This is a genomic window from Streptomyces sp. M2CJ-2, assembly GCF_016757295.1.
In the GTDB taxonomy this organism is placed as follows: Bacteria; Actinomycetota; Actinomycetes; order Streptomycetales; family Streptomycetaceae; genus Streptomyces.
Genome location: NZ_JAESIF010000008.1, coordinates 103,023 through 116,647, shown reverse-complemented (window position 1 = coordinate 116,647; position 13,625 = coordinate 103,023). Strand labels below are relative to the sequence as shown.

The window sequence follows — 13,625 nt, the reverse complement described above, 5'->3', positions numbered from 1 at the left end:
AGGCGCTCAGCGTGCGCCAGGGCTCTCTCAGCGCTCTTTGAGGGCCTGTTCGATGGTCCGCATCACCTCGTCGAGCGGGGCGTCGGTGCGGGCGACCGTCACCAGCACCTCACCCCGGTCGGACACCGAGGCGGCGGGCGGCTTCGGCGGCGCGGCGCGGCGGCCCGCCATGATCCCGCTCCCGAAGGTCCTGCGGACGATCGAGAAGGCGTGGTCGAGCTCCGCCTCCACATCGCCCTGGCCGTCCGCCCTGAGCCAGCGCCGGAGCACATGGTTGTGCGCGGTGACCACGGCGGACGCCGCGACCTCCGCCAGCAACGGCTCGTCGCCCGTGTCCTCGTCGTTCGCGTGCTCGTCGAAGTGGCCGAGCAGATAACGGGTGAAGAGACGCTCGTAACGGGCCACCGAGGCGATCTCCGCCTCGCGCAGCGTGGGTACCTCGCGCGTCAGCCGGTAGCGGGCGATGGAGATCTCCGGCTGCGCCGCGTACATCCGCATGACCTCCTTGATGCCGCGGCACACCGTGTCGAGCGGATGCTCGTGCGCCGGCGCGGCGTTGAGCACCGCCTCGGCGCGCACCAGGGTGTCGTCGTGATCCGGGAAGATCGCCTCTTCCTTGGAGCGGAAGTGCCGGAAGAAGGTGCGGCGGGCGACCCCGGCCGCGGCCGCGATCTCGTCGACGGTGGTGGCCTCGTACCCCTTGGTCGCGAACAGCTCCATCGCGGCGGCCGCCAGTTCCCGGCGCATCTTGAGCCGCTGGGCGGCTGCGCGACTGCCTGCGGAACGCTCCGGTGGCTCGGTCGTGGCTGGTGTACGGGCGGACTTGGCGGGCTGGGACATGCCCCGAACGTACTGCATGCGCGCGGCCCGGCGCGCGGGACCTGCGGCTTCCCCGCCTTCCGGGGGCGGGGAAGCCGTGCGGCCCGGGGGCTGTGCGAACCGGCCGGGATCCAGCAGCCCGCCCCACTGGGCGGCGCCGCGGAACCAGTCGTCCAGGCGGTGCTGCTCAGCGCTTGACATATTCGCGGAAGCCACGGCCGGTCTTGCGGCCGAGGCAGCCCGCGGCCACCAGGTGCTCCAGCAGCGGCGCCGGGGCGAGCCCCGGGTCGCGGAACTCGCGGTGCAGGACCTTCTCGATCGCGAGCGAGACGTCCAGCCCGACGACGTCCAGCAGCTCGAAGGGGCCCATCGGGTAGCCGCCGCCCAGCTTCATCGCGGCGTCGATCTCGTCGAGGGAGGCGTAGTGCTCCTGCACCATCTTGACCGCGTTGTTGAGATACGGGAACAGCAGCGCGTTGACGATGAACCCGGCCCGGTCGCCGCAGTCCACGGCGTGCTTGCGGATCGCCCGGCAGACCTCGTGTACCGTCGCGTGGACGTCGTCGGCGGTCAGCACCGTGCGGACCACCTCGACCAGCTTCATGGCCGGCGCCGGGTTGAAGAAGTGCATGCCGATCACGTCCTGCGGGCGCGAGGTGGCCCGGGCACAGGCGATCACGGGCAGGGACGAGGTGGTGGTGGCGAGCACCGCGCCCGGCTTGCAGACCTTGTCCAGCGCGGCGAACAGCTGCTGCTTGACCTCCAGTTCCTCGGCGACCGCCTCGACCGCCAGGTCCACGTCGGCGAAGTCGTCGTAGGTGCCCGTCGGCCGGACGCGCTCGAGGGTCTGGGCGGCGGCCTCGGCGGTCATCCGCCCCTTGTCGACGGAGCGCGCCAGGGACTTGCCGATACGCGCCTTGGCACCCTGTGCCTTCTCGTCGCTGCGGGCGGCCAGGACCACCTCGTAGCCGGCCTTCGCGAACACCTCGGCGATACCGGAGGCCATGGTGCCCGAGCCCGCCACCCCCACCGAGCGGACCGGCCGGCCCGCGACGGGGGAACCGCCCGCCAGGGGGGTCAGCGCGTCCCGCACGACCACGGCACTGCCCGGTTCCTCGTACGTGTAGAAACCACGTCCGGCCTTGCGGCCCGTCAGCCCCGCCTCGCTCAGCTGCCTGAGGATCGGGGCCGGCGCGTGCAACCGGTCGTGGGACTCCGCGTACATGGCCTCCAGGACCGTACGCGCGGTGTCCACGCCGATCAGGTCGAGCAGCGCCAGCGGCCCCATGGGCAGACCGCAGCCCAGCCGCATCGCCGCGTCGATGTCCTCGCGGGAGGCGTAGTGCGCCTCGTACATCGTGGCGGCCTGGTTGAGGTAGCCGAACAGCAGCCCGTCGGCGACGAATCCGGGCCGGTCGCCCACCGCGACCGGCTCCTTGCCCAGGTCCAGGGCGAGGTCGGTGACCGCGGTGACGGCCTCCGGCGCGGTCAGCACCGAGGAGACGACCTCCACCAGCCTCATCGCCGGGGCGGGGTTGAAGAAGTGCAGGCCCAGCACGCGCTCGGGGCGGGCCGATTCGGCGGCGAGGCGGGTGACCGACAGGGCGTTGGTGCCGGTCGCCAGAATCGTCTCCGGCCGCACGACGGCGTCGAGTTCACGGAAGATCTGCTGCTTGATCCCGTACGACTCCGGCGCCACCTCGATCACCAGGTCGGCGTCGGCCGCCGCGGTGAGGTCGGTCGAGGTGGTCACGCGGGCGAGGAGGGCCGTGCGCTCCTGCGCGGTGAGCCGTCCGCGCTCCACGGCACGGGCGGTCGAGGACTCCAGGGTGGCGACGCACCGCGCGGCCTGGGCCGCGCTGATGTCGACGCCGACGACCTCGCGGCCGGCCTTGGCCAGGACCTCGGCGATGCCGGTGCCCATGGTTCCGAGGCCGACGACGGCGATGGTCCTGAACGGGGACGCGGGAGCGCCGGACTGGGGGGACAGGGGAGTGGCCATCGAGGGACTCCAGGAATGAGGGTGACGACGGAAACCGCGCCCGGATGCGCCGAGGGCGCACGGGGTGCGAGCGGAGTGCGGGTGATGCCGGGCTGCGAGCGCACATGCCCGATGCCGTCGAGGCGGGCGCGTACACGCCCGGAAACGGCGGTCCGACCGGCCCTGTCCCGGGGCCGAGCCGTACTGCGGTACACGAGTACCGAACCGACTGCACTCACCGTGGCCGCGTCACCAGACCACCGTGAGGAGAAACAGAAAGCAGGAAACGGAAACACGAGTGGGTCACTCGCTCCTCTGAGCCTAACTTGCGGGTAACGAGCGCGCCAGCCCCCGGTGTTTGTGATGTACGTCCCGATCGGCTTCCCAGGCACCTAACCTCTGGTGCATGGACGAAGAGTTGCGTTCGCTCACGGAGCGCTTACGGACCGAGGCGTCCGATTCGGCGGCCCTCGACCGGCTCCTGGCGATCGAGGACCCCGATGCCCTGGCCGCCGTGCTCACCGAAACCGGACAGCCGCTGTGGGCCAGGGAACTGGCCGCCTTCCGGCTGGGATCGGCGGGGGACCGGCGGGCCTTCGAGTCCCTGGTGCTCCTCCTCAACCACCGCGACCCCCCGCGCTGCGCAGGCGCAGCGTACGCGCTGGCCCGGCTCGGCGATCCGCGCACCGCCCGCGCCGCCGCCGCGCTCGCCACCAACGAACTCCGTGTCGCCTACGCCCTGCACCCGGTACGCCTGCTGGTCGCACTGCGCGCCCCGGAGGCGGTGCCCGCCCTGGTCACCACCCTGCGGCGCCGGCTGCGCCCCCACGACCCGTACCGCCGGGTCGCCCTCGCGTGTGTGGACGGGCTGGGCGAACTCGGCGACGCCCGCGCCGAGCCCGTCCTGAACGAGGCCCTCGCCCACCCGGCGCTGGCCGAGGCGGCGGTCCACGCCCTGGCCCGGATCCCCCGGTGACGCCGGGCGCCCGGACCGCACGTCCCCGGCCGGAGGCAGCGGGGCCGACCGAGGGGCGTCGGCACGGCCCGGTCGGTCGGCCCGTCAGATGCTCAGCTGCGGAAGCCGAGCAGGCCGTGCAGGGCCGATCCGTGTGCCGTGCTCGGCGTCGCCTTCGACGTCCGCGGCGTCGGATCGGGCAGGGCGTCGCACACCGCGTCGGCCTGACCGTGACCGCGTGGCACGGTCCCGTCGGCCAGATACGCCGCCAGATGCCCGTCGAGGCAGGCGTTGCCGCTCAGCGTGATGCCGTGGTTGCCGCCGCCCTCCTCGACCACCAGGCTGGAGCGGGCGAGCAGCCGGTGGACCGTCACACCGCCCCGGTACGGAGTGGCCGCGTCGTCGGTGGCCTGGAACAGCAGCGCCGGCGGCAGCTTCCCGTTGGCGATGTCCACCGGCCGCAGCGACCGGGTCGGCCAGAACGCGCACGGTGCGTTGTACCAGGCGTTGTTCCAGGTCATGAACGGCGCCTCCTCGTGCGCCTCCCGGTTGTCCTTGCGCCACTGCCGCCAGTCCCGCGGCCAGGACGCGTCCCGGCACTCGACCGCCGTGTAGACGCTGTAGCCGTTGTCGCCGGCGGCGTCGACCGCGCCGAAGTCCTCGTACGTCTGGAGCAGCGGCTCGGCGTCGTGGTCGTTCACATACGCCGCGAACGCCTCCGCCAGGTAGGGCCAGTAGCCGTTGTAGTAGCCGCCCGGGAGGAAGGTGTCCTCCAGCTCGGCGGCGCCCACCCTGCCGTCGGCGGGTTTCTCGGCCAGGGCCGCGCGCATCGCGTACCACTTGGCTTCGATCTTCTTCCCGTCGGTGCCGAGCCCGTACGTGGCGTCGTGCTCGGCGATCCAGCCCATGAGGGCGCGGTGGCGTTCGTCGAAGGCGCGGTCCTGGTCCAGGTTGGAGTCGTACCACACCTCGGTGGGGTCGACGATCGAGTCCAGGACCAGGCGCCGCACCCGCTCCGGGAACAGCTTGGCGTACACGGCGCCCAGATAGGTGCCGTAGGAGTAGCCGAAGTAGTTGATCTTCTTCGCGCCCAGCGCCTGACGGATCACGTCCATGTCGCGGACCGCGCTGGTCGTGTTCACGTGCGGCAGCAGATCCGCGTACTTCTTGCCGCAGGCGTCGGCGAACGACTTCACGCGCTCGAGGTTGGCCAGCTCCACCGCGGGTGTGCTCGGCACCGGGTCCGGCCGCACCGGGCCGAAGTGGCCCGGCGCGCAGTCCAGCGCGGGCTTGCTCGCGCCCACACCGCGCGGGTCGAAGCCGATCACGTCGTACTGGGCGGCCACCTCCTTCGGCAGCGAGGCCGCGACGAACCCGGCGAGCGTCAGCCCGCTGCCGCCGGGGCCGCCCGGGTTCACCAGGAGAGGACCCTGGTACGTCTTCGCGGTGTGCGGTACGCGGGACAGCGCGAGCGTGATCCTTCGTCCGTCGGGACGGGCGTGGTCGAGCGGCACTTCGACGGACGCGCACTGCAGCGTCGGATAGCTCTTGGTGCCGCACTCCTTCCACACCGGCTTCGCCGCGCGGAGCGCCTCGGCGCCGCTCGGTGCGGCCGCTTCGGCGGGCAGGGCCGCCAGGCTCCCGGCCATGACGGCGGCGGCAGTGCACAGCACTGCTGCGCGTTTCCTCATGGGGCCTCCCAGGGCGGAGGGTCGGTGAACCGCGGGACTCACGGTTCACGCGGCATCGTCCCGGAATGCGCCCCCGGATGAACGCGTTCTCCCGACTCTTGACCCGATCGGGTTGCCCGATGCCCTCGAACGCTCCTAAGAGCTCCGAACGAAATGGGCGTCGCGAGCCGGGCGCCCATTTCGTTCGGAGCTCTAAAGGAAGGAGAGTTGGGTCGGGCCGGGCCCGGGGGACCCGGAGAGCGGTGGCCCGGCCGCCCCGGTGGGCCGGACGCGGTGGGGCAGCTCCGCGCGGGTGGGGCCGATGCCGTACTCCCGGGCCAGGTCGTGCACCTGACGGGTGACCCGGCGCTGGTACCACTTCGGGGCGTAGGCGCCCGCCGCGTACAGCCGCTCGTACCGGCTCACCAGGTACGGGTGGTGCCGCCCGAGCCAGGACATGAACCACTCGCGGGCGCCCGGCCGCAGATGCAGCACCAGCGGTGTCACGGAGGTGGCGCCCGCCGCGGCGATCGCCCGTACGGTGGCCCGCAGTTGCTCCGGGCGGTCGCCCAGGAACGGGATCACCGGCGCCATCAGGACCCCGCAGCCGATGCCGTGCGCGGCGAGCGTCCGCACGACCTCCAGCCTGCGTTCCGGTGCGGGCGTGCCCGGCTCCACCGTGCGCCACAGCCCGGTGTCGGTGAAGCCCACGGAGACCGAGACGCCGATGTCGGTGACCTGGGCCGCCTGCCGCAGCAGCTCCAGGTCGCGCAGGATCAGCGTGCCCTTGGTGAGGATCGAGAAGGGGTTCGCGTGGTCGCGCAGCGCGGCGAGGATGCCCGGCATCAGCCGGTAACGGCCCTCCGCGCGCTGGTAGCAGTCGACGTTCGTGCCCATCGCTATGTGCTCGCCCTGCCAGCGCCGGGCGGCGAGCTGACGGCGCAGCACGTCGGGCGCGTTCACCTTCACCACGATCTGGCTGTCGAAGCCGATGCCCGTGTCGAGGTCCAGATAGCTGTGCGACTTGCGCGCGAAGCAGTACATGCACGCGTGGGTGCAGCCCCGGTAGGGATTCACGGTCCATTCGAAGGGCATGCGGGAGGCTCCGGGCACCCGGTTGAGGACCGAGCGGGCGCGGATCTCGTGGAACGTGATTCCGGCGAACTCCGGTGTGTCGAAGGTACGGGTGGTCACCGCCTCCGCGCCGAACAGCGCGGCCTCGGCCCGGCTGTGTTCGGAGTCCGGTGTGAGGTTCTCCCAGCGCATGGCGCCTCCTCGGTAGCACTGGCTCACAGAATAGAACAAGTGTTCCCTTGATCGGGTGAGTGACATCTTCGGTCACCCTCCCGATCAGTTCCGGACTTCCGATTTGGGGGGCCGGGTGAGGGGGTGATTGGCTTGCACCGACCCCTTGAGCACCCTGAGAACTCATGTCCTGGAGGAAATCGATGGCGCAGGTCGAGGCCACTACGGAGCGGATCGTCGCGGCGGACGCGGAGACGGTGTTCGACGCCATCGCCGACTACAGCGGCACGCGCGCGAGGCTGCTGCCCGAGCAGTTCAGCGAGTACGAGGTCCGGGAGGGCGGCGACGGGGAGGGCAGCCTCGTCCACTGGAAGCTCCAGGCCACCAGCAAGCGCGTCCGCGACTGCCTCCTGGAGGTCACCGAGCCGAGCGACGGCGAACTGGTCGAGAAGGACCGCAACTCCTCCATGGTCACCGTCTGGCGCGTCACCCCGGCCGGGGAGGGTAGGTCCCGGGTCGTCGTGACCACCACCTGGACGGGTGCGGGCGGCATCGGTGGCTTCTTCGAGAGGACCTTCGCGCCCAAGGGGCTCGGGCGCATCTACGACGCGCTGCTCGCCAAGCTGGCCGCCGAGGTCGAGAAGTAGCCGTCGCTTCAAGAGGCCGGTGACGAGGGGAGGTTGACTCCCGGGCGGCTCTCCTCACCGGTTCGAGTGATCTCCGCACCGGCCTTCCGTATGCCGTAACTCGTCGCGCTTGCTCGTAGTTGTCGCTTTTACGCGGGAATCGTGTGGCAGCGCGACGAGGGGAGCGGCACGTGGGCGGCACCGGCGGGATCACTCTGACGCAGGACGAACCGGTCGCGACGGCGACCCCGTCGGCCGAGCGTCCGCCTCCGGAACGGGTTCACGGACCGGGTCCGGAGGCGGTCCCGGAGTACGACGCGGATTACGGCCCGGAGTACGGCCCGGAGTGCGACGCGGAACCCGGTGCGGAGCCCGATCAGGGGCCGGTGGGCCCGGCGTTGAGCCGGCGCAGGGTGCGGCTGGTGTTCTTCGCGCTGATGCTGGCGCTGCTGCTCGCCGCCCTCGAGCAGATGATCGTCGCCACCGCCCTGCCGAAGATCGTCGGCGAACTGCACGGCCTGGACCGGATGTCCTGGGCGATCACCGCCTATCTGCTCACCGCCACCATCGGACTGCCGATCTACGGCAAACTCGGCGACCTGTTCGGCCGCAAGGGCGTCTTCCAGTTCGCGATCGTCGTCTTCGTCGTCGGCTCCGCGCTCGCGGGCCGGGCACAGACCATGGACCAGCTGATCGCCTACCGCGCGGTGCAGGGCGTCGGCGCGGGCGGACTGATGATCGGCGTCCAGACGATCATCGCGGACATCGTGCCCGCACGGGAACGCGGCCGGTTCATGGGCCTGATCGGTGCCGCCTTCGGCCTCGCCTCGGTCGCCGGGCCGCTGCTCGGCGGCTACTTCACCGACCGTCTGTCATGGCGCTGGTGTTTCTACTTCAACGTGCCCTTCGGCGTCCTGACCCTGGTCGTCGTCGCCCTGGTGCTGAAACTCCCCAAGCCCTCCGCCAGAGGCCGGCTGGACGTCCTCGGCGCGCTGCTGCTGGTCGCGGCCTCCACCTGCCTGGTGCTGCTGACCAGTTGGGGCGGGACCGAGTACGCCTGGGACTCGCGCGTCGTCCTCGGTCTCGGCGCGGGCGGCGCGGCGGCCACCGTGCTCTTCCTCGTCGTCGAGCGCTTCGCCGCCGAACCCCTCATCCCGCTCCGGCTGTTCAGGGACTCCGTCTTCAACGTCACCGCCCTGGTGGGGATGGTGATCGGTGTCGCCCTGTTCGGCGCGGCCAGCTACCTGCCGACGTACCTGCAGATGGTCGACGGGGCCACGGCCACCGAGTCGGGCCTGCTGATGCTGCCCATGATGGCCGGCATCGTCGGCGCCTCCATCGTCTCCGGGCAGCTCATCAGCCGGACCGGCCGCTACCGGAGCCACCCCCTGCTCGGCGCCGTCCTCTCGATCGCCGGCATGTGGCTGCTGTCCCGCCTCGAACCCGACACGCCCCGGCTGCACTACAGCATCTGGATGGCCGTCCTCGGCGCCGGCATCGGCATGGTGATGCCCGTGCTGGTCCTCGCCGTGCAGAACTCCGTGCGCCCCGGCGACCTCGGCACCGCCACCAGCGCCAACAACTTCTTCCGGCAGATCGGTGGCAGCGTCGGCGCCGCGGTCTTCGGCACCCTCTTCGCCGGCCGGCTCACCGACGCGCTCGCCGAGCGGCTCCCGGCGGGGGAGGGCGCGGGGTTGCCCGACGCCGAGTCGATCACCCCGCAGCTCGTGCACGCGCTGCCGCCCGCACTGCGCGACCTCTACATCCAGGCCTACGCCGACGCCATGCCGCGCATCTTCCTCTACCTGGTGCCGGTGCTCGTCCTCGGTCTGTTCATCACCTTCTTCCTCAAGGAGAAACCCCTGGTGTCCCACTACGCCCCCACCGCCGACCCGACCTCGGAAACGCCGCACGTGACGGCATCCGTGCCGCAGGCCAGGTCGCCGCACGCCGCGGGCATCGCCGTCTGCGGCACCGTCCAGCATCCGGACGGGACCGTGGTACCGCGCGCCGCGCTCACCCTCATCGACGTCGCCGGGCAGCAGATCGGACGGGGCGCGAGCGGCGCCGACGGGCGGTACGCGCTGGCCACCCCCGGCCCGGGGGCGTACGTCCTGATCGCCGCCGCGGGCGGGCACCAGCCGCAGGCGGTCTCGGTGACCGTCGGCGAACGGCCCGTCGAGCTGGACGTCGTCCTCGGGGGCGCGGGCCGCCTCGCCGGCTGTGTGCTCACCGCCGACGGCTCGCCCGTACGGGACGCCATCGTGACCCTGACCAACGTCCACGGCGAGGTCGTCGCCACCACCCGCAGCGGCCGGGAGGGCGGCTACGAGATCACCGAGCTGGTGGCCGGTGAGTACACCCTCGCCGCGAGTGCGCCCGTGTTCCGCCCGGCCGCGCTCCCCGTCACCGTCCAGGCCGCCCGGGAGACCCGTCAGGACGTCGAGCTGGCCGGCGGCGCCGTGCTGCGCGGCACCGTGCGGGCCGGTGGTGGACGGGCCGTGGAGGACGCGCGCGTGACCCTGCTGGACGCGGCGGGCAACGTGGTCGACACCCTCACCACCGGACCGGACGGAACCTTCCGGTTCGTCGACCTGTCGTCCGGCGAGTACACCGTCATCGCCGCCGGCTATCCGCCGGTCGCCACCGTGCTCCAGGTCGCCGGGGGCGGCCGTACCGAACGGGACCTGCAACTGGGCCACGAGGACTGACCACGGGCCGGACCCGGACGCGCACCCGGCGGGCAATTCCCGTATTGCCGCACATCGCCACCATCCGTGGCCGTACGGTGGTGACGGCGGTACAGATCTTGGGAGCCGTGGGGAGAGAGGGCCTGGGCCATGGACCGTGGCACCAAGCGGGGCGCACCGGCAGACCAGGGAGCCGAGGACGGCGAGTCGGCCGAGGGCCTCGGCGCCGGCCGCATCCCGCTGGCCGTCGTCGTGGTGGACCGCGACGGGCTCGTCTCGCACTGGAGCACGGGAGCGCGGCGTCTGTTCGGGCTCGCCAAGGGCGATGCCCTCGGCCGCTCCGCCGCCGATCTGCTGCCCGTCTCCGGGGCCCTCCCCGACGGCGGCGAGGAGGAGGGCGGGCCGGCCGGCCGACACGATTCACACGGCTCATACGGCTCATACGGTTCATACGGTTCATACGCGGCCTACGACGGTCCCGGCCCTGGTCTCGAGTTCTCCCTCGACCAGGGCCTTTCCTATCCGGCCGCGGGCCGTGCCCGCCTCGCCGCCACCGCCGACGTGTCCCGGTCCGGCCGGGTCGACGTGCTGTGGTGGGCCTACCCGCTGGTCGGCCCCGGACGTGAACGGCTGCTGGTGCTCGCCGCCGACGCGGAGGCGCTGTACGGCGAGGAGACGGAGGTGTTCGAGCGGATCGCCCCCGGATTCGCCCTGCACACCGACTTCCCCGGCTCCGCGGACCTGGCCCGTCGACTGCCCGAGATCCTGCCCAGCATGAGCGTCGAGGAGAGCGCCCGCATCGTCGCCCAGATCCTCGAACTGGGCTATCCGGTCCTTGAGTTCAGCCAGAACGACCGGGTGCCCGTCACCCCTGACTGGGGGGTGCCCCGGCGCGCCGGGCGCAAGGCGCGCCGAGAGCGGGCTGCACGGGCCCGCGCCGCCGGCCGACCGGTGCTCGAGGAACTGCGGGAGGAGGGCGAGGACCTCGAGTACGCCGCCGTCCGCGAGCACCTGGAGTTCCTCAACGAGGTCAGCTCCCGGATCGGCACCTCCCTCGACCTGTCGCGGACCATCGTCGAGGTCAGCAAGGCCGTCGTGCCCCGCTTCACCGACGTCGCGGGCACCTATCTGCGTGAACAGGTCGTCGCCGGCGAGGGGTTCGACGAGGGCGTGCCCGACACCACCACCATGTGGCACCGGGTCGCCCTCGAGCACACCGACGAACCCGGTCGCTGGGACGACGTCGTGCCCGTCGGCGAGGCCATGCCCTTTCCGGCCCACACGCCGTTCTTCCAGTGCATGACCACGGGCGAGCCCGTCCTCGTGCCGCGCATCACCGAGGAGATGGGCCACGCCATCGCCTCGCAGTTCGAGAAGCGCGACATCCGCCCGCTGATCACCGGCCGCTCCATGCTGGTCGTGCCGCTGAAGGCGCGCAATGCCGTGCTCGGCTTCATGATCCTGCTGCGCCACCCGGAGCGGCGGGACTTCAACGACATGGACCGGGTCACCGGCGCCGAACTCGCCGCCCGCGCGGGCCTGGTGCTCGACAACGCGCGGATGTACACGTACCAGGAGAACGTCGCCGAGACGCTCCAGGAGAGCATGCTCCCGAACATCCCGCCGCGCATGGCGGGCTGCGACATCGCCACCCGCTATCTGCCGGGCACCCTGCTCGGCCGGGTCGGCGGCGACTGGTTCGACTCGGTGAAACTGCCCGGCGCCCGCACCGCGTTCGTCGTCGGCGACGTCATGGGCCACGGCCTGAACTCGGCCGCCATGATGGGCCAGTTGCGTACGGCCGTGCAGACCATGGCGGCGCTGGACCTGCCGCCCGCGCAGTTGCTGCGCAATCTCGACGACCTCGCGCAGCGGCTCGGCGACACCTACCTGGCGACCTGCCTGTACGCCGTCTACGACCCCATCGCGAGCGAGCTCCACCTCGCCAACGCCGGGCACATCCCGCCGGTCCTGGTCCGCGCGGCGGACGGCCGCAGCGAACTGCTCGACCTGCCCACCGGCGCCCCGATCGGCGTCGGCGGAGTGCCCTTCGAGGCGGTACGCGTGCGGGTGGAGCCCGGCGACCGGCTGGTGATGTGCACGGACGGGCTGGTCGAGGTGCGCGGAGAGGACATCGGTGTCGGCCTCGCCACGCTGTGCGAATCCGCCGTCCACCCGGCCGCTTCCATGGACGACGCCTGCGACACCATCATCCGCGCCCTCGCTGCGACGTTCTCGGAAGCGGGGCGCGGCGGCCGCAAGGACGACGTGGCCCTGCTGATGGCACGCCTGAGCGGCATCGAGCCCGACCACGTCGCCGAGTGGCGGCTCGTCCCCGACCCGTCGGAGGTCGCCCGGGCCCGCGCCATGGTCCGAGAGCAGCTGCACGAGTGGGGTGTGGGCAAGCCGGCCGACCATGCCGAGCTGATGGTCAGCGAACTCGTCACCAACGCCGTACGGCACGCCCACGCCCGGCCCGTCGCCCTCCGCCTCGTCCATGGCGACACCCTGCTGTGCGAGGTCGAGGACGACGACCACGAACTGCCGACGCTGCTCGACGCCGAGCCGACGGACGAAGCCGGGCGCGGCCTGCGTGTGGTCAGCACGCTCGCGCGGGAGTGGGGCACCAGCCGGACCACCTCCGGCAAGACCGTGTGGTTCGAACTGACCCTGCCGCGCCGCTGACCCTGCCCCGCCGCCGAGCAGGCGCGAACGAGGCGTGAGGGAATGCGCCGTGTGCTTGTCCGCGCGCCCCGGTGCGCGATACACCGTACTGGCCCGTCGCACGGGCGGGTTCGCCTACACACACCCCGGGGAGTCGGGCATGAGCGTGACCGGTCGGTACCGGGAGGCCTGGGAGGGTTTCTGGCGTGAGGCGCCGGACGAGCAGGGTGCCGTGTTCTGGGACGCGGAACCCACCCTGACCGTCGCCCGCCACCTGGCTTTGTTCGAACCACACCTGTCCGATCCCGGTCTGCCCCTGGTGGACCTGGGCTGCGGAAACGGCACCCAGACCCGCTTCCTCGCCGAGCGCTTCCCGTGCGTCCTCGGCGCCGATCTGTCCGCCGCCGCCCTGGAGCACGCCTGTGCGGCCGATCCGGTCGGCCGGGCCGGGTACCGGCAGCTGGACGCCGCCGAGAAGGGCGAGCCGCAGGGGCTGCACGCGGAATTCGGCGACGTCAACGTCTACCTGCGGGGTGTGCTGCACCAGTGCGAGACCGACGACCGGCAGCCCGTGGTGGACGGCATCGCCACCCTGGTCGGTGAGCGCGGCCGTGCCTTCCTCGTCGAACCCTCCGAGGCCGCCGGGCTCGTGCTGCGCGACCTGGCGGCCTCGCCGGCCGGGCCGCCGCCCAAGCTGGCGCCGGTCCTCCGGCACGGCATAGCGCCCGGCGAGGTGGCGGACGAGGCGGTACCGGAGTTCCTGACGGCGGCCGGGCTGACCCTCCTGGCGACCGGCACCCTGCCCCTGACCACGACCGAGTACACGCCCGAGGGCGCCCGGGTGGAACTGCCGTCCGCCTGGTACGTGGCGGGGCGCGTTGCGTGACATGGAGGTCGGCGGGGGTGCGGGCCGAGTTCCCGTTCCGTCATTGGTCTGGCCCGGTGAGAGTTTTCCACAGGCCTGGCCGCGCTTCG

Annotated in this window: 9 protein-coding genes; 5 read left to right on the top strand and 4 right to left on the bottom strand. The window is 72.0% G+C overall.

Translation table 11 applies throughout. From position 1 onward, the window contains the following. Positions 1-27: 27 nt before the first annotated feature. Together JL475_RS09990 and JL475_RS09985 are read right to left on the bottom strand one after the other, a co-directional pair. Positions 28-840 (bottom strand): TetR family transcriptional regulator, encoded by an 813-nt coding sequence (locus tag JL475_RS09990; RefSeq protein ID WP_202277198.1) that lies wholly within the window; start codon positions 838-840, stop codon positions 28-30. A 166-nt stretch (positions 841-1,006) separates the two neighbouring features. Beyond that, on the bottom strand, positions 1,007-2,821 hold the full coding sequence (locus JL475_RS09985; RefSeq protein WP_202277087.1) for a 3-hydroxyacyl-CoA dehydrogenase family protein: 1,815 nt from the start codon (positions 2,819-2,821) through the stop codon (positions 1,007-1,009). A gap of 385 nt (positions 2,822-3,206) precedes the next feature. On the opposite strand from JL475_RS09985, the gene JL475_RS09980 reads away from it, so the two are divergent. Then, positions 3,207-3,776, top strand: coding sequence for an adenylosuccinate lyase (locus tag JL475_RS09980; RefSeq protein WP_202277086.1), 570 nt, complete (start codon positions 3,207-3,209; stop codon positions 3,774-3,776). A gap of 92 nt (positions 3,777-3,868) precedes the next feature. On the opposite strand, the gene JL475_RS09975 is transcribed toward JL475_RS09980, so the two are convergent. Further along, a complete protein-coding gene (locus tag JL475_RS09975) occupies positions 3,869-5,446 on the bottom strand; it encodes an alpha/beta hydrolase (protein ID WP_202277085.1) in 1,578 nt (525 codons plus the stop codon). 192 nt (positions 5,447-5,638) lie between these two features. Further along, positions 5,639-6,691, bottom strand: a complete 1,053-nt coding sequence (locus JL475_RS09970; protein ID WP_202277084.1) for an Rv2578c family radical SAM protein — start codon at positions 6,689-6,691, stop codon at positions 5,639-5,641. A 182-nt stretch (positions 6,692-6,873) separates the two neighbouring features. On the opposite strand from JL475_RS09970, the gene JL475_RS09965 reads away from it, so the two are divergent. From JL475_RS09965 to JL475_RS09950, 4 genes are all read left to right on the top strand, one after another. Continuing rightward, positions 6,874-7,317: an SRPBCC family protein gene (locus JL475_RS09965; RefSeq protein ID WP_109376293.1), complete on the top strand. Its 444-nt coding sequence runs from the start codon at positions 6,874-6,876 to the stop codon at positions 7,315-7,317. 170 nt (positions 7,318-7,487) lie between these two features. Next, positions 7,488-10,007, top strand: a complete 2,520-nt coding sequence (locus JL475_RS09960) for an MFS transporter (protein WP_307825008.1) — start codon at positions 7,488-7,490, stop codon at positions 10,005-10,007. Positions 10,008-10,136: 129 nt separating this feature from the next. After that, the gene (locus JL475_RS09955; RefSeq protein WP_202277083.1) at positions 10,137-12,671 is read left to right on the top strand and encodes a SpoIIE family protein phosphatase; all 2,535 of its coding nucleotides are present in this window, start codon (positions 10,137-10,139) and stop codon (positions 12,669-12,671) included. Positions 12,672-12,810: 139 nt separating this feature from the next. Further along, complete coding sequence (locus JL475_RS09950; RefSeq protein ID WP_202277082.1) at positions 12,811-13,536, top strand: class I SAM-dependent methyltransferase; 726 nt, start codon at positions 12,811-12,813, stop codon at positions 13,534-13,536. Positions 13,537-13,625: the final 89 nt, after the last annotated feature.